Origin of the sequence: Sphingomonas sp., assembly GCF_036731925.1 — a bacterium.
GTDB lineage: Bacteria > Pseudomonadota > Alphaproteobacteria > Sphingomonadales > Sphingomonadaceae > Sphingomonas.
The window spans coordinates 991,215-1,007,873 of the sequence record NZ_DAINDJ010000001.1 but is presented as its reverse complement, the minus strand read 5'-3'; the positions used below and the strand labels follow the sequence as shown (position 1 = coordinate 1,007,873).

Annotated in this window: 11 protein-coding genes; 1 reads left to right on the top strand and 10 read right to left on the bottom strand. The window is 67.4% G+C overall.

The genetic code is table 11. From position 1 onward, the window contains the following. The first annotated feature begins 5 nt into the window (after positions 1–5). A complete protein-coding gene (locus V7E00_RS05045; protein ID WP_333571578.1) occupies positions 6–1,613 on the top strand; it encodes an alpha-glucosidase family protein in 1,608 nt (535 codons plus the stop codon). Here the strand turns inward: V7E00_RS05045 and ybaL are convergent. From ybaL to kduD, 10 genes are all read right to left on the bottom strand, one after another. Then, a complete protein-coding gene (gene ybaL, locus V7E00_RS05040; protein WP_333571577.1) occupies positions 1,589–3,244 on the bottom strand; it encodes a YbaL family putative K(+) efflux transporter in 1,656 nt (551 codons plus the stop codon). The genes V7E00_RS05045 and ybaL overlap by 25 nt on opposite strands. Positions 3,245–3,468: 224 nt before the next feature. Next, positions 3,469–3,888, bottom strand: coding sequence for a hypothetical protein (locus tag V7E00_RS05035; protein ID WP_333571576.1), 420 nt, complete (start codon positions 3,886–3,888; stop codon positions 3,469–3,471). Between the two features lie 45 nt (positions 3,889–3,933). Further along, on the bottom strand, positions 3,934–5,973 hold the full coding sequence (locus V7E00_RS05030) for an amidohydrolase family protein (protein WP_333571575.1): 2,040 nt from the start codon (positions 5,971–5,973) through the stop codon (positions 3,934–3,936). Between the two features lie 97 nt (positions 5,974–6,070). Beyond that, complete coding sequence (locus tag V7E00_RS05025; protein ID WP_333571574.1) at positions 6,071–7,000, bottom strand: transferrin-binding protein-like solute binding protein; 930 nt, start codon at positions 6,998–7,000, stop codon at positions 6,071–6,073. Between the two features lie 139 nt (positions 7,001–7,139). After that, complete coding sequence (locus tag V7E00_RS05020; protein WP_333571573.1) at positions 7,140–8,480, bottom strand: pectate lyase; 1,341 nt, start codon at positions 8,478–8,480, stop codon at positions 7,140–7,142. Further along, positions 8,480–11,731: a TonB-dependent receptor domain-containing protein gene (locus V7E00_RS05015; protein WP_333571572.1), complete on the bottom strand. Its 3,252-nt coding sequence runs from the start codon at positions 11,729–11,731 to the stop codon at positions 8,480–8,482. The genes V7E00_RS05020 and V7E00_RS05015 overlap by 1 nt, the downstream gene beginning before the upstream one ends. Positions 11,732–12,086: 355 nt before the next feature. Next, positions 12,087–13,118 carry a LacI family DNA-binding transcriptional regulator gene (locus V7E00_RS05010; RefSeq protein WP_333571571.1) on the bottom strand — a complete coding sequence of 344 codons (1,032 nt, stop codon included), beginning with the start codon at positions 13,116–13,118 and terminating at the stop codon, positions 12,087–12,089. Between the two features lie 78 nt (positions 13,119–13,196). Next, positions 13,197–14,732, bottom strand: a complete 1,536-nt coding sequence (locus V7E00_RS05005; RefSeq protein ID WP_333571570.1) for a carboxylesterase/lipase family protein — start codon at positions 14,730–14,732, stop codon at positions 13,197–13,199. After that, the gene (locus V7E00_RS05000; protein WP_333571569.1) at positions 14,729–15,733 is read right to left on the bottom strand and encodes a sugar kinase; all 1,005 of its coding nucleotides are present in this window, start codon (positions 15,731–15,733) and stop codon (positions 14,729–14,731) included. Before V7E00_RS05000 ends, V7E00_RS05005 begins: the two co-directional genes overlap by 4 nt. After that, entirely contained in the window at positions 15,730–16,500 is a 771-nt protein-coding gene (gene kduD / locus V7E00_RS04995; RefSeq protein ID WP_333571568.1) for a 2-dehydro-3-deoxy-D-gluconate 5-dehydrogenase KduD, read from the bottom strand. The genes V7E00_RS05000 and kduD overlap by 4 nt, the downstream gene beginning before the upstream one ends. Positions 16,501–16,659 lie beyond the last annotated feature (159 nt).

Genomic DNA, 16,659 nt, shown 5'->3' with positions numbered 1-16,659 from the left:
ACCTGATGTCGATGCATGCCCTTTCCACCGAAACGCGACCCTGGTGGCGTGGCGCGGTCATCTACCAGATCTATCCCCGCAGCTTCGCGGACTCGAACGGCGACGGCGTCGGCGACCTGCCGGGCATCACCGCGCGGCTCGATCATGTCGCGGCGCTGGGCGTGGACGCGGTGTGGATCTCGCCCTTCTTTACGTCACCGATGCGAGACTTCGGCTATGACATCGCCGATTTCTGCGATGTCGATCCCGTCTTCGGCACGCTGGCGGATTTCGACGCGCTGGTTGCCCGCGCCCATGCGCTGGGCCTCAAGGTGCTGATCGACCAGGTCTATTCGCACAGCTCGGACCAGCACCCGTGGTTCCAGGAGAGCCGCACCAGCCGCACCAACGCACGCGCCGACTGGTATGTCTGGGCCGATGCCAAGGCGGACGGCAGCCCGCCCAACAACTGGCAGTCGGTGTTCGGCGGCCCCGCCTGGACCTGGGACGCGCGGCGCGGCCAATATTATCTCCACAACTTTCTGCGCGAGCAGCCCGACCTCAACTTCCACAACCCGGAAGTGCAGGTCGCCACGCTCGCCACCGCCAAGTTCTGGCTCGATCGCGGCGTCGACGGCTTCCGGCTCGATGCGATCAACTTCACAATGCACGATCCGGAATTGCGCGATAATCCGCCCGCGCCGGACACGGGTGCCCCGCGCAGCCGCCCGTTCGACTTCCAGCAGCATGTCTATAACCAGAGCCATGCAGACATTCCGCTGCTGCTGGAGAAGCTGCGTGCGCTGGCAGATCGCTATCCCGGCCGCTTCACCGTCGCCGAAGTCGGCGGCCCTGCGCCCGAGGCGGAGATGCACCTGTTCACTGCCGGCGAGACCCGCCTGAACAGCGCCTATGGCTTCAACTTCCTCTACGCAGATCGCCTGACGCCCGCGCTGGTACGCGACGCGGTCGCCGAATGGCCCGATGCTGCGGGCGTCGGCTGGCCGAGCTGGGCGTTCGAGAACCACGATGCCCCCCGCGCCCTCTCGCGCTGGGTAGCGCCCGAGCACCGCGGCACCTTCGCCGCGCTGAAGATGCTGCTGCTGCTCACCCTGCGCGGCAACGCGATCCTGTACTATGGCGAGGAGCTGGGCCTCACCCAGGTCGAGATCGGCTTCGAGGACCTGCAGGATCCCGAGGCAATCGCCAACTGGCCGCTGACCCTCAGCCGCGATGGCGCCCGCACCCCGATGCCCTGGGTGGCGGACGCGCACCATGCCGGCTTCTCGACTGCCCGCCCCTGGCTGCCGATCGGCCCCGACCATCTCGGCCGCGCCGTCGACGCACAGGAGGCGGACCCCGCTTCCCTGCTGCGGCTGACGCGCCGATTGATCGCCCTGCGCCGCCAGCATCCGCCTCTGGTGGAAGGCGCGATGGCGGTGCTGCACGCGGATGATGCCCTGCTCGTCTTCGCGCGCAGCACCGGAAACCAGCGGCTCGTCTGCGCCTTCAACCTTGCGGCGGATCCGGTGGATCTGCCTCCTTCCCTGTTCGACGGGCTGGCGGTGGTGGAGGCGTTGAACGGCGCGACGCTCCACCACCTTCCGGGTTACGCCGGCCTCGTCGCCGGCTGATCGGAGCCCGCCGGCATCCCCCGCGCAAGTTCGATCATCCGGTTGGCCGTCTCGCGCTCGCCCATCACCACCTCGTCGGCCCCAAGACCTTCGAGATGGGCTACTTCATCGGCCGAATGCGCGCGCACCACCACCGGCACGCCTGCGGCGAGCAGGCGAACATGCTGGATGATCGCCCCACCCTCGAATCCGCCGGGGATCGCGATCAGCAGCTTGCTTGCCTGCCCGATCCCGGCGGCGACGAGGGTCCGCGCTTCCAGCGCATTACCCTCGACGACAGTGATGCCCGCCTTGCGCGCCTGCTCGGCCATGTCGCCCTGATCCTCGATCAGCGCGAAGGCCTTGCCGTGCTGCTGGAGATTCTCCGCGATCATCTTGCCGACCCGCCCATAGCCGATCAGGATCACATGGCCCGGCGGCAGGTCCACCGGCGCAATTGCCCCTCTGTCCGGCTCCGCCTTCTCGTAGCGCGTGGCGACCCAGTTGAAGAGGAAGGGGTTCAGGAAGATCGAGAACATCGCCGCGGCGAGGATCACGTCGCGTGCCGCCGCGGGCATCAGCCCCAGGTCCGTGCCGAGGCCGGCAAGGATGAACGAGAATTCGCCGATCTGCGCCAGGCTCACCGCGACGGTGAGCCCGGTCTGGTTGGAATAGCCGAACAGCCGCACGATCGCGTAGGCTGCCAGCGACTTGCCGACGAGGATGATCGCCACCGCAGCCAGCAGCACCAAGGGCTGATCGACCAGCACGGAGGGATTGAACAGCATCCCGACCGAGACGAAGAACAGCACCGCAAAGGCGTCGCGCAGCGGCAGCGTTTCCTCGGTCGCGCGCCGGCTGAGCGAGGTCTCGCCCAAGATCATGCCGGCGAAGAAGGCGCCCAGCGCGAACGACACGTCGAACGCCAGCGCCGCACCGAATGCCACGCCCAGCGCGATCGCCAGCACCGCCAGCCGGAACAGCTCCTGCGATCCGGTGCCGACCACCCATTGCAGCGTCCACGGGATCACCCGGCGGCCGACCACCAGCATCAGCGCAACAAAGCCGGCGACCTTCAGGAAGGTGGAGACCAAGGGCTCGAGCAGCGATCCGCCGCCTTCACCGCTCATCACCTCCCCCAGTACTGGCAGCAGCACGAGGGCCACGACCATCGCCAGATCCTCGACGATCAGCCAGCCGACCGCGATGCGCCCGCGCGCGGTCTGGACGATGTCATGCCCCTGCAGCGCGCGGAGCAGCACCACCGTGCTGGCTACGGACAGCGCCAGGCCGAAGACGATGCCGGCCTGCAATCCCCAGCCGGCAATATGGGCCAGCCCAATGCCCATGGCAGTGGCGGCACCAATCTGTACCACGGCACCCGGCACGGCAATCTTGCGTACCGACAGCAGGTCCCGCAGCGAGAAATGCAGCCCGACGCCAAACATCAGCAGGATCACGCCAATCTCGGCGAGCTCGTTGGCAAGCCCTGAGTTAGCGACGAAACCGGGCGTGAACGGCCCCACCGCCACGCCGGCGAGCAGATACCCGGCAATCGGCGAAACTTTGATCCGGTGCGCGATCGCCCCGAAAATGAATGCGACGACGAGTCCGGCCACGATGGTGGCGATCAAGGGCGCATGATGCGGCATCGATTCTCCTTTGCACGGATATACTGGTTCGACATCGGCCGCGCCAGACGGCGGCCGATGTCGATGCGCGTCAGGGCTGGGCCGTGCCGATGGCGGCTGCCACCACCGCCGCGGCGCCGGCGATGCCGGACCAGAGGACGATGACGAACCACCAAGGGGGCCGCTTGCCTCGATTTTTGCGCATGGTGTCCTCCTCCGCCGTCTAGCGGCGATGATGACGAAGTTCAGGCGCGAAGGCGCGGGAGCGCGTCATGTCGATGCGATGGGGGCGCCCTCGCGCGGTGTGCGTGACACTCCACCGGGCGGAGCGGAAGGCTGGCCTCCCGGGCAAAGAGGAGGACGAAAAGGACGAGTACCGCATCCAGCGCCGGTGCGAACGACGGGAGGCCGCTGCCGCTCGCCCCATCAAACCCCGATTCGCGCAGACCGCCCACGAGCGTGACGCTCTGCTCGCTGCGCTTGCCGGTGATCGCTACACTGGTCGTCGCAGGATTGAACGCGGCGCCGTGCACCAGCGTCTCCGGCGGGCCGAGCGGCGCAATCGCCCCGAACAGCAGCGCGAATAGGAAAGTCCACACCGCCACCGGCAGCGCGAGGCGCCGGTTCCTGCCCGGGACGAGCACACAGGTGGAGAAACGGACCATCACGCGCCCAACGCACCGGTTGCGTGATGGTGCCGTAACGAAATGTTACTTGGGCATGCCGCTCAGCCCGCTGGCCCTGCGCAGCGCGTCGCCCTCCAGGCGGTAGCCGTCGAGGAACACGGTGTGGACGTGGCGCAGGTTGCCGATGTCCTTTGAAACATCGCCTTCGACGAGGATGATGTCGGCGGTCCTGCCGGGCGCGATGGCGCCCACCCGATCGGCCATGCCCACCATGCGCGCGGGCACGATCGTCGCGGTCTGCAGCGCCTCGACATTGGTGAGCCCGGCTTCCTGATAAAGCTCGAGTTCGCGCACCAGTTCCAGGCCGTAGCCATCGGTACCGGCGACGATCGGCACCCCCGCCTTGTGCAACCGCCCGACCACCTCGACCATCTTGCCGAAGCTCTTGCGGAAATCGGCGCGGGTCAGCCCGGCGAACAGTGGATAGCCGCCGATCTTCCACCCGCGCGCGACCGAAGGCGGCGCGATGTCGGTATAGGCTGCATATTCCGGCGGCACGGTGCTGCCGTCGGAGGTGAGCAGCGGCTCCCATACGGTCAGCGTCGGGTCGATGATCGTCTTGCGCTTGGCGAGCTCTGCATAAAAGGCGCGCAGCTCGGGCGAATCCAGGTTCAGGTCCTTGCCATACTGCGCCGGCCCTTCCAGCCGCGCGGCGGTGTTGGCCCTGTCGACCACGTCCTGCGGCATCGCCTGCATCAGGATGAAGTTGATATGGGTGACCTCGTCATAGCCCGCCCGCACCGCGTCGAGCGGCCGCATGCGCGCCGGCACATGGCCGTGGACGTGCAGCCCCAGCTTGTGCGCCTCGGCCGCCGCCGGGGCGATCCAGGCCGGGTCCATCGAGGTGTAGAACTTCACCCCCCACATGCCCGCCGCCTTGATCTTGTCGACCGCTGCCACGGCTTCCGCCGCCGACGAGACCGTCAGCGCGCCCTGTGCCGCCAGCGGATCCTTCTTGTCGATGATCACCGAAACCTTGCCGTCCGGGGCGAGCAGGTCGCCCGCTGCGCGCCGCTTGAAGATGCTCTGCGCGTCCTCGATCGACGAGCCGGGGCTGCGATAGTTGGTCATGCCGGTGGCGACGTTCTGCAGCAGATTCCAGTCGTCGCCCACATGCTGATGCGAGTCCCACAGCCCCGGCAGCAGCGTGCGGCCGCGGCCGTCGATCACGGTCATCGCCCTCGTCGCGGCGATGCTGCCCGCCGGCCCCACCTTCGCCACCTTGCCATCGGCGATCAGCACGGCCTGGTCGGGCAGATATTTGCCGGCGACGGAATCGAACAGCAGCACATGGTCCACCAGCGTCGGCGTGCGATTGGCGGGCACGAGGAAACGATGCGCGACGGCGCGCACCATTTCGGCGGCTTCCTTGTCCTGAATGTCCTTCAGCTTGGGCCCGGCAGCCTCATAGCCTTCGGGAAGCAGCGACATGCCCCCGGCGGACCCGAAATACCGGTTCTGTGCGTCAAGCCAGACCGGCGAGGGCGAAAAACCCGTGCCGGTGACATAGGCGAGCTTCACCGTCTTCTTGCCGGCCGGCCCGTCGATTTCCACTGCCTTGCCGATGGTGATGCTGGCATGGCCGCCCGGCAGCAGGTCGATCCCCGCCGGTCCTGCCGCGACAAGGGCATCGACGTCGTTCTCGAAGGCCAGCCACGGGCCGCCATAGCTGCTGTAGCGCGCCTTGCCGAAGGGCTTGTCGCCCGCATCCACGGCGGTTTTCCAGTGTGCGATGCCCGCCGGATCGACAGTGAAGGTCTCCGTGGCGTCGCCGGTGTCGGTGAAGCCGCGCACCGCGATGTCGATCGGGCGCTGGTCCGGCCCCAGCCGCACCACTTCGTCGGTCTCGGTGATCCAGCCGCGCAGCGACATCGACATGCGATAGGCGATGCGCCCGTCGGGCAAGGTCCAGGACCAGACGTCGCCATGCTTGCCCGCGGTGGAGGTAATGGTGAAATGCCGCGCCTCGGCCGGCGGCGTCAGCAGATCGGCCTTTTGCGTTTGCGCTGCTGCCGGCAGCACCGCAGCGGTGGCGAGCAGAAGCCCCAGACGAAGTGCGCGCATGTGTACCCCCAAATGGCTCGGAACGAATGGACCGCGCATGTCTGGCACGGGGCCTGCCGCCGCGCAATTGCAGGCCCCGCGCCTCGTTCCGGTCCGATCAGTTCTTGCGCCCGACAAGCGCACCCACCCCGCGGCCGTCGGCGTTGACGATGCCGAAATTCGCCCCGACTTCGGCCGCACCCGGGCCGAAGAACGCGCCCTGCATGTACACCGTCGCCCCGTTGGAGCCACCCGCGGCCGAGAAGACCGCCCCGGTCGTCTCCGAACGGATGGTACCGGTGAGCGCGTGGATGCCGAAATCGCGCAGGCCGTTCGTCACGACATTCTGTCCGCGCAGCTGCAGCGTCGCCTGCACCGTGGCGGCGGCGAAATCTGCCGTGAAACTGCTGTCGCCCCCCATCGCATACACGCCGCTGGCGCCGGCAAACTGCCCGTCGACGATGGTGGTATAGCTGGCCGATCCCGTCTTCGGCATGTCCGACGGCGCGGTGCGGATGCCATAGGCGAAGAAGATCGTGTCGACGCCGATCGGGCTTCCCTGGGTGATCGCCTGATAGGCGCCATAGCTCGCATAGGTGAGCACCAGCCGGGGATTGCCCGAACCGGGATTGAACAGCGACAGGTTCTCCTGCCGGCTGCCCGAGCGCTTTTCGTAATTGGTGAGCGTGTTCGAGCTGGACGTCCGATCGCCGGGCCCGAAGCTGGGCGAGGTGAAGGGCGACAGCGATATCGTGTAGCTCTGCGCCGCTGCGTCGTACCGCACGGCGACCGTGTTCGACGAGACGGGCACCGTGCCGTCGAAGTCGCTCGCGGATCCGGTCCCCGAGACCGCGTAGCGGATGCGCCCCGCGGCTCCGGCGAAGCCTTCGGTGAAGCGCAGGTCGGTAAGCGTCGTGTTGCGCTGGTCCGTTGGCGCGGCGGGCACCGGGATGAAGCCCGGCCCGCTGCTGCCGCCGCCGCCGCCTCCGCCGCTGCAACCGCCCAGCGCTACAGCCAGCGCAACGAGCGCGCATCCAGTGACTTTCATGCAATCTCCCCCTTGAATGTTCCCGCACATCAGCAGCCTTGCCCCGGCTGCTTCCGCAGAGAATCAGAGGGCTAACCGATGTTCTTGAGTCCGGCAATGCGCCAGGATCGCGCCGCCGCGCCGCCGGCAGCAGGCGCGGTCAGGCGTGCGGCGCCGCGCATTCGGCCAGCCATTCCTCCAAGTTGGTCCACCCATCGCCATTGCGGTCCGCATTGCCGTCGCGGTGGTCGTGGGGGTTCAGGCCGTGGGCGACCTCCCAGGCATCGGGCATCCCGTCATTATCGCTGTCCCGCGGCGCAGGCGCGCTCCGGAGGACCGGCCAGCCGCCCACGTCCCGCTGGCTGTCGATCTGCCGGCCGGTCCGGTCGCGGACGCCTGCGACCACGCGCGCATCGACGCTGTCGCGCACCCGGGATGCGCCCGCGCTGGCCAGCACCCGCTCATACGCGGTCGCTGCCGGATCGCGCGTCACCGGCGGCATCGGCACCGCTGCAGTCAGGCGATAGCCCTCCGGCGATAAGCCGTCGACGAGGCTCCACGGGTCCGCGGGGATCGTGCCGTTCATGCTGTTGCCGGCGAACCACGCCCTCGCCAGCGTGTTGCTCTCGTGAAAGGCGATCGCCTTCTCCGACTGCGGCCCCATGACATAGGCATTGTCGACGAAGTTGTAGCGCGCCAGCGTCGCCTTGTCGGCATTGTAGCCGGACCAGCTCTTGCCCCAGTTGTAGAAGACGTTGGAGCGGAAGTCGAAGAAGGCGCCCTCCGGATCGATCTCCGGTCCGCTATAGTTGCCGGGCCGTGGCATGCGGGCTTCGTGATTGGCCCAGAGATTGTGGTGGAAGCTGATCCGCGCCCCCCGCCCGCCGCGGATCAGGCTGCCATAGCCATGCTCGCCCTTGGCGTGGAGCGAATGGGTGAGCGATTCCGCGATGATCGACCATTGTACGGTCAGATCCCAGAAGCCCTGACCTGCCTCCCGGTAATTGGCCGAGGCGGACAGCGTCTCGTCCACCGACCAGCTCGCCGAGACATGGTCGAGGATGATGCGGCGGCCGCCGAGGATCCAGATTGCGTCGGATTCGGTGCGGCTCTCGTCGCCCAGCCGCGAGCGGATATAGCGGATCACCACATCGTCCGCCGCGACCTCCAGAGGATGGTCGCGCAGCGTGATGCCGTCCCCCGGCGCCGACTGGCCGGCGATCGTCACCCGCCCCTCGCGGATTCGCAGCGGCTTCTCCAGCTGGATCGTGCCGGAGACGCGGAACAGGATCGTTCGCTGGCCCGAAGTCTCCACCGCCTCGCGCAGGCTGCCGGGGCCGCGATCATTCAGCGTCGTGACGAACAGCACCTTGCCGCCCCGGCCGCCCAGCGCGTGGGCGCCTGCCCCCTCGGCGCCCGGAAAGGCGGGAACCGCCGCCCTCGCCTGCGCGAGGGCGGGTCCGGGCGCGGCCAGCAGCAGCGCAAGCGCCGCCCGCCGCATCAGAAGCTCAGCCGCACGCCGGCGGTGACGATCCGGCCGGTGCTGCCATAGATTTGCGACACCGGGTTCGCGGCATACATCGTGCGATATTGCGGCTGGTTGGTCAGGTTGCGCGCCTCCAGCGAGAAGCGCGCAAACTTGGTCATGTTGATCGCGAAGGCGGCGTCGAGATTGAACTGGTTCTCGTTGTAGCCGAAGTCCGCGAACACCGGCGAGTTGCACGCAGCGCCGGCATTGGTCGTCGTTCCCACCGAACAGGTGCCGGTCGCCAGCGGGAAGCGATTGACGTAGCGCGTGCGATAGGCGCCCGAGAAGCGCAGCGACCACAGCTCGTTCTCGTAGTAGAGCGTGGCGTTGAACGCATCTGGCGACGTGTTGAGGAACGGCGCGGTGGCATAGCTGTTCTGCGCGGTTGCCGCCCCGCCTGCCTGGGTCGTCGCCAATACGGTGCCGGTGAGGTAGCTCAGCGACGAATCGATGTGGGTGTAGTTGGCGGTGACGCCCATCTTGTTAAACGGCGCCGGCAGGAACCAGAAATCGGTCTGCACATTGACCTCGACCCCCTTGATCGTGCCACCCGGCGCATCCTTGAACTGGCGCACACCCCAGGTACCGCCGTTCAGCGTATAGGCGCGCAGTAGCGGATCGGTCATCGAAGCGACGATCTGGTTGTAGATCGCCGGCTCGAACACGGTCGAGAGCGGCGCCTCGCCGGCCAGCTGCTGCGGGAAGCTGTCCAGGTTCTTCTTGAACAGCGCGACCGCGATCAGGCCGTTGTTCCGGAAGTATTTCTCGATGCTGAGATCGAGATTGGTCGCGCGGAACGGGCTGAGATAAGGGTTGCCGACGGTAAGCGACGGCGCCGATCCGTTGACCGCCAGCGTGCTGGAGAAGGAGGTAGTGCCCGGCGTGAGGCTGGAAAGCTGCGGGCGCGACATCACCTTGGCCGCGGCGAAGCGGATCAGCAGGCCCGGCTTCGCCTCCCAGTTGATGTTGGTCGAAGGCAGCCAGTCCCAATATTCGTTCTTGGCCACCACCGCGATGCCGGGAATGCCGTCCGCGCCGCCCACATTGCCGCGGCCGTTGACCCGCGTGTTGGCGATGCGGAGACCGGCATTGCCGCGCAGCGGGCCGCCGAACAGCGTCAGGTCGTAATCGACCTGGAAGAAGCCCGAAATGTCCCGCTCGTCGACCCCGCCGCCCTGGCGACCGTCCGGCACGACGCGGAAGTCGCCCCATTTGTTGACGCAGTTGCAGTTGATACCGAAAGCGTTGACGAACTTGCCGATTTCCGGCGCGAAGAAGCTGGTCGGCGTGCCCGCCGGCACGTTCAGCCCCTGGCCAAAGCCATAGACGCTGCCGAGATCGGTAACGTTGAGCTTGGCCTCCGCCAGGGTCGGATTCAGTGCCTCGATCGACTGGGCGCGGCGCTGCTGATCGGCGAAATACTTGAACTTCTTGTAGGTGCCGCCGAACCGGATGGTCATCTCCGGAACCGCTTCGAAGGCGAAGTTCAGCCGACCGACACGATACTCGTTGGTCACCTGGTTCTTGAACACGCGGATCGTCGAAAGCCCCTTCACCAGGGTCCACGCGTTTGGATCGGAGACGTTGAAGCCGGGGGTGAACACCGGCATCTTGCCGCCGCTCCGCTCGTCGAAGATGTAGCCATTCTGATCGATCGCGTTCACCTCGGCGAGATAGCCCGTCGCATTGAACACCGATTTCGACCAGCCGAGCGTGCCTTCCATCGTCAGCCGCTCGCCGAAATCCTGGCGCAGGTTGAGTGTGGCCTGCTTGAACTCGGTCGATCCGCTCTGGGTGTCGATCGAGCTGCGCCAATCGACACGGTCGAGCTGGAGGTAATCGGCCTGCCCTGCGGCATTCACATTGGCAGCGCGCACCACCGTGTTCGGGCGCCCCATGAGCTGGTTGTAATAGCCGGTCTGATTGCTTGTCGCGACATAGCCCGGCGAGCGCGTGTTGTTGTAATAGTCGAACGCGCTCAGGTTGTTGGGATTGTAGCTGTTGAAATAGCCGGGCAGCACGCTGGTGCCGTTGAGCTGCTGGCCGCAATCGACGATCGCGCTCTGCACGCAGTTGGGATAGAGCGCGACCCGATCCGCATTGCCGTTGGTGGTGCCCACCGGGCGGAGCGTGTTCTGGGTGACGCGGGTGTTGGTCCCGTTGCGGTTGAGGCCGATCGGCGTGATGCCGGCCAGCTCGCTGTCCTGATCATATTTGGAATAGACGCCGTCGAGGATGATCTCGGTGCGCTCGGTTGGCTGCCACTGTGCCGTCGCGGTCAGGCCGAGACGCTCGTAGTTGAGCTTTTGCCGGTTAATCGAGGGAAGCCCCGGAATAATCGTGGTCGGCGTCAGCAGCGCATAGGCGGCCGGGTCCGACCCGAAGGTTGCCCCGGTGCCGCCAGGCCGCGCAAAGCCATAGACCGGCGGCGTCACGCCGTTGATCTGCGAGTTCCGGTACACGTAATCGAACACGCCGATGCCGCGGCGGTAGGAGTCGATCTGCTGTTCCTGCTTCTGGTACGCGCCGGAGACGAGCACGCCGAAATTGTCGCTCAGCTTGACCGAGGCCAGCCCCGTGAAGCGCGGGTTCCACGTCTTGCCGTTTTCGCGATATTCGGCCTCGCCGCCCAGCGCGAAGCGATTGCCCTTGTAGGCGAGCGGACGGCCGGTGGTCAGGTCGATGATCGCGCCCAGCGAGCCTTCGTCATTCTCGGCCGCGGTGGACTTGGTGATCTTCACGCCGCCGAACAGCTCGGAGGCAAAGGTGTTGAAATCGAAGCCGCGGCTGCGATTGGCGCCCGCGTCGGACTGGTTGCCGCCAGCGACGTTCTGCGCATCGGCGCCGTTCAGCCGCACCGACTGGAAATCGCCGCCCAGGCCGCGGACGGTGATCGAGCGCCCCTCGCCATTGTCACGGTCGATCGACACGCCCGGGAGGCGCTGGATCGACTCTGCCAGGTTGGCGTCCGGAAAGTCGGCAATGTCCTCGGCCGTGATCGCATCGACGATCTGGTTCGACCGGCGCTTGAGATTCAAGGCGTTCTGCAACGATGCGCGGAAACCGGTGACAACGATTTCGTCGCTGGTCTGCGGATCAATGGGAGACGGCTCTTCCTGCACGCTGGCGTCGCGCGCCGCGTCGGTCTGGGCAACGGGGTTGCCCTGCTGTGCCTGCGCATGGGCCGTACCGGCAAGCACGAGCGCCATTCCGAGCGCACCCATCGACGCGCCAAACTGCAAGCCAATGCGCTCACGGATCCCAAAATCGCCGGAATTCGCCATTCGAACCTCCCCTGTCCTCGTGCCTGAGCATGCGCGCGGCTGCACCGGATGGCGGGCAAGTGGTTGAACGACCAGGATTCGAAAGACGGCCATCGCCGACGATCGACTCAAGAACAGGGTCGCGACAATCCTCTCCCACGCCCTCGCGAATCTTGCGTTCGTCTTGGCGCAAGCGTTGCGTCACGCTTGATTGACGTGCATTGTTGCAGGGTCCGGGCCTATGTCAACCGGTGTCATAAGCCATCTTGAGACATTTTTGGCCAGCGCGGCTGTGCGGCAACACGTATCAGGCAGGTCAGTCCGCGCGCGGCGGCGCGACCGAGGCACGGTGGATCAGCGTCGAGGGGAACAGCGAGGGCTCCTCAACCGCCTGATCGTCACCGAAGAAGTCGCCGAGCAGCTTGAGCGCCGCCGAGCGGCCCATCGAGATGATCGGCCAGTGCACGGTCGTCATCGGCGGCCAGATATGCGACGCAATGGCGGTATCATCGAAGCCGATGATCGACAGATCCTCCGGCACGCTCATGCCGCGACGCCGAGCTGCGTGCAGCGTCGCCGCCGCCATCTCGTCGTTGGAGGCGAAGATCGCGGTCGGGCGCGGCGAGAGGTCCAGCAGCCGGTCCGCTGCCGCAAGGCCGCTCTCGAACGTGTAGTTGCCGTCGGCGATCAGGCTGCGTGGCAGCCTGATCCCGGCATCGCTCAGCGCCTGCTCGAATCCCTTTCGCCGCTCGCGCGCCGAGCGGAAGCCGTGCGGTCCGGCGATCAGCCCGATCCGGCGATGGCCAAGCGAGACGAGATGGCGCACCGCCTCCACCACGACTTCGCTGTCGTTCGACGCGACCATGTGCTCGGGCGTGTCGAGCGGCGCCGATCCCATGCGGACATAGCGCGTGCCCAGGCTGAGGCACACCTCGGCAAGCATGTCGTTCTCGGAAACGGGCGGCAGGATCAGGACGCCGTACAGTCGCTGCCGCTCGAGAAACGCGCGCACATCCGCCAGCATCGTCGAGGAACCGCGATCGATCGGGCGGACGATCAACTCGAATTCGGTATCGCGTATCGCCTCGAGGATGCCCGCCTGGACGTTCATCACCATCTGCGCGTTGGGATTGTCGTGGATCAGGCCGAGCAGGAAATTGTGCCGCAACGCCAGCGCCCGGGCCTGGACATTGGGGACATAGCCCAGGTCGGCGATCACCGCTTCCACCTTGGCGCGCGTATCCTCGTTCAGCAGCGGCGAGCGATTGATGACGCGGCTGACCGTCTTCTTCGAAACTCCGGCGAGCCGGGCGACGTCGTTGATGGTGGGCTTTCCCGTCTTTTCCATAGCGCGATGCTACACGGCGGCGCGAACGATTGCGATAGCCGAGCGGGGCCGGGCCAGCGCGGCGGACCGGCGTTCCATTCAGCTGCCCGGCTGGATGTAAGGGATGCGCGCGAACAGCTCCCGCTCCCAGCGGCGCGGATCGTTCGCCATCCGGCTGTCGACGTCGAACAGCATCGTCGCGCGGTCGGGCAACGCATAGGGGGTCCAGGCCGGCAGGCCCGGTGCCGCGGGCACGCCGCTGCGCGCCAGCGACGCAAAGGCGCCCATGACCTGCCGACTGAGCCGCTGCGCGGCCGCACCTGTGCCGGTGAAGGCGCCACGTGCCGATAGCGTGCCGAAGGCCAGCGCGATGTCCATCGTGTGCGGCGCGCCGCGTTCAGGGTGGGTCGGGGACGCGAAATCCACCTGATAGACCCAGGTCGCCTTCGCGCCCGCGGCGGCGCGTGCATCCGCCTCGATCACCTGCCCCCGCCAGCTGCGACCCGCGGTGGTGGCGCGGTAGAAGAGGTCCTGCGGCGTATCGCCGGGAAACCGCACGCGATACTGCGCCACCACCCATTCGGGCAGCACGTCGATCTTCAGCTCGGGCGCCATCCGCGCGGCAAGATTGTCCCAGGTCAAGGTGCGGATACGCTCGGACCCGGGATCGATGAAAGCGCGCGTCTCGTCATGCGTGTTGCCGAGGATCATCGGTATCGCCAGCGACTGCGGGTTCGCATCCGGCCAGAAGGGGTGACGCACCAGCCAGCGCATGTCGAGCACCGGCCCGAAATAGACGCCGCCGCCGAGAATCGGATCGCGGGCATCCTGCGCCTCGACCAGCTTCTCCGCCGGGAGCGTGGTGGCAGCCTCCAGCCCGCCGACGCGATCGAGAAACGCCTGGGCCCGCGCCGTGGCGTTCATCGGTCCCGATGCGGTGACCTGCTGGCCGCTCATCGTCGCAGCGCTGTGGAACAGCCCCTGCGCCGCCTCCATGCCCATCAGCGTCGCGATCTTGGCACCGCCGCCCGACTGGCCGAACACGAACACCCGGCTCGGATCGCCGCCAAATGCCGCGATATTGTCGCGGATCCAGCGCAGCGCGAGGATCAGGTCGAGCTGGCCGGCATTACCGCTGTCCGGGAAACGCGGGTCAAGCCGGGCGAGATACAGATACCCGAAGGCGTTGAGGCGGTGGTTCACCGTCACCACCACCACGTCCTCGGTGCGGGCCAGCGCAGCACCGTCGTTCAGCGGATCGGTGACGCTGCCATTGGAATAGGCCCCGCCGTGAAAATAGACCATCACCGGGCGCCGCACGGCGCGTTCGGCGCCGGGCGTCCAGACGTTCAGGAACAGGCAATCCTCGGACTGGGGCTCGTCCTTCAGCCCACGCTGCGGACAGATCGGCCCGAAGGCCTGCGCCGTCGCGCGCGCCGCGCGCGGTTCGGCGACCGGCGCACAAAACCGCGCCGCCCGGCCATAGCGGATGCCGAGAAAGCGCGAGAGCCCCCCGTCCCGTGCCCCCGTGAACCGCCCCGCCGGGGCATCGACGACGGGGTCGCCGGCCGCCCAGGCGCGCAGCGGAAGGGCAAGCGCCACGCCGCCCGCCAGCACCGCGCGCCGGCTGGTCACCGCCGCACGTCCAGACCGCCCTCGGCGAAGGCGGCGAGGTCGGCGCGGGTGAACAGGCTCGCATCGCCTGGCAGCGAGTGCTTGAGCGCGGTGAGCGCCAGCCCCGCTTCGGCCATGGCGCGAGCGTCGCCGCCTTCCAGCAGGCCGTGAAGCACGCCGGCCGCAAAGGCGTCGCCGCCGCCGATCCGGTCGACAATGCCGCTGACGCGCAGTTCCTCGGTCTGGTGATGGCCCTCGCGGGTGTCGACGCGCGCAGCGATCCGGTGGCTGTCGACATCATCGACATGCCGCGCGGTCGAGGCGATCAGCTGCAGCTTGGGGAAGGCCGCGAATGCCGCTTCCGCTGCTTCCCGCCGCCGCTCGGAGCCGTCGCCGGAGAAATGCTCGCCGAGCAGCAGCGAGATGTCGCGGTGATTGCCGAACAGGATCTCGGCATGGCCGATCAGCCGGGTCAGCACGCCGCGGGGATCGCTGTCCCACGCCTCCCAGAGCTTGGCGCGATAATTGCCGTCGAACGACACGGCAATGCCCCGCGCGCTCGCCGCCTCCGCCGCGGCAATGGCGGCAGCGGCGGTGTTCGGGCCCAGTGCGGGCGTGATGCCCGACAGGTGCAGCCGGGTGACGCCGGCCAGCAGCGCATCCCAGTCCCATGCCGCAGCCGGCCGGTCCGCGAACACGGAATGCGCGCGGTCATAGACGATCTCCGACGCGCGCAGCCCGGCGCCGGGAGTGAGGAAATACAGGCCCATGCGACCGGCTTCGGACACCACCTGGCGCGTATCCACGCCGCGCCGGCGCAGCTCGCCGATCGCCGCGGCGCCCAGCGGATTGTCCGCCACCGCACTGATCATCGCCACGTCGTGGCCCAGGCAAGCGAGCCCGGTCGCGACATTGGCCTCCGCTCCGGCGATCGCCACGTCGAGCTTGGGCGTCTGCAGCAGCAGTTCCCGGCCCGGCGGCGACAGCCGCAGCATCATTTCCCCGAAGAATGCGAAGGTCATCGTGCCAGCCAGCCTCCGTCGACCGCGAGAACATGGCCCTGCACATAGTCCGAAGCGCGCGAGGCAAGGAAGACCGCCGCGCCGCCCAGATCCTCCGGGTCGCCCCAGCGCGCGGCCGGGATTCGTTCCAGGATCTGGCGGTTGCGGGTCTCGTCGGCCTGCAGCGCCGCGGTGTTGTTGGTGGCGATATAGCCCGGGGCGATCGCGTTCACGTTCACGCCCTTCGCCGCCCACTCGTTCGCCAGCAGCTTGGTGAGGCCGCCGATGCCCGACTTGGACGCGGTGTAGCTCGGCACGCGGATGCCACCCTGGAAGGTCAGCATCGAGGCGATGTTGATGATGCGCCCCCGCTCGCCGGTCTCGCCGAAGCGGCGGACCATGAACTTGCCCGCGGCCTGGCACAGGAAGAACACCGACTTCAGGTTGGTGTCGACCACCGCGTCCCAGTCTTCCTCGGTGAAATCAAGGCTGTCGGCGCGGCGGATGATCCCGGCATTGTTCACCAGGATATCGATTTTCCCCAGCTTATCCACAGCCTCGTCCACAACCCTTTGCACAGGCTCGATGGTCGAGAGATCGGCGGAAAGGATCTCGGCCCGGCGGCCGAGATCGCGCACCTTGCGCACGGTTTCCTCCGCAGGCGTGCGGCCGACGGCCGCGATGTCCGCGCCGGCCGCGGCAAGCGCCAGCGCGATGCCCTGGCCGATGCCGGTATTCGCGCCGGTGATGACGGCCACCTGGCCGGTAAGATCGAACGGGTTGGTCATGGCGGTCCCCTCTCCCCCGCCCGCGCTAGGGAGGGGGCCGGGGGGTGGGCCCCCGCTATCCATTTTCGTGCACCCCGCGCGGAGGCCGGGGGCCCACCCCCCAGCCCCCTCCCGCAGGCGGGAGAGGGCGTTATCGTAGCGCTTACGAAAGGCTGCGCA